1 protein-coding gene is annotated in these 765 nt (G+C 75.8%); it reads left to right on the top strand.

All coding sequences use genetic code 11. From position 1 onward, the window contains the following. Positions 1-90: 90 nt before the first annotated feature. On the top strand, positions 91-765 hold a 675-nt coding region (locus HW578_RS27255), incomplete at its 3' end, for an MFS transporter (RefSeq protein ID WP_198373813.1).

A 765-nucleotide genomic window follows, 5' to 3' on the forward strand; every position in this document is an offset into this window, starting at 1 on the left:
ACGCGGCGCGGCGCTGCCAGGTGCGTGGCGACGGCGCGCCCCGCTGGCCGCGACCTGCATCGCCCGCGCGCCGTCGCGCGGGGCCGCCGCATGACCGCCGACGCCCATGCGCGCTTCGTGCGCGCCTTCCCCGGCATCGCGCTCACCATCTTCCTCTCGGCGGTGGACCAGACGATCGTCGCCACCGCCCTGCCGGCGATCGCCGCCGAGATGGGTGGGATCGAGCGCGTCTCCTGGATCCTGGTGGCCTACCTGGTGGCGGCGACCTGCGCGGCGCCGATCTTCGGGCAATTGGGCGACGTATTCGGGCGCAAGCGGCTGCTGTTCGTGGCCATCGGCGTCTTTGCCGCGGGGTGCCTGGGCTGCGCGGTCGCGCCCAACCTGGCGGTGCTGGTCGGCGCGCGCATCGTCCAGGGCTTCGGCGGCGGGGCGCTGCTCACGCTCGCACAGGCGCTGATCGGTGAAAGCGTTCCGCCGCGCGAGCGTGGGCGCTACCAGGCCTGGATCGCGGGGTCCTTCGCCTTCGCCTCGGCCAGCGGGCCGGTGATCGGCGGCTATGCCACGCAGTTCCTCGGCTGGCGGTCGGTGTTCCTGGTGCTGCTGCCAGTGGCCCTGGCCTGCGCGGTGCTGGCGCGGCGGCTCGCGGCGGTGGCGCCGGCGCGGCGCGAGGCGGCGCTGCGCTTCGACTGGGCGGGGCTGGCGGTGTTCGTGGTGGCGGTGGGCTGCGCGCTGGTGGCGCTCGATCGCGCGCGGCGGCTCGACCCC

Origin of the sequence: Roseomonas rosulenta (assembly GCF_016106005.1) — a bacterium.
GTDB classification, from domain to species: domain Bacteria; phylum Pseudomonadota; class Alphaproteobacteria; order Acetobacterales; family Acetobacteraceae; genus Neoroseomonas; species Neoroseomonas rosulenta.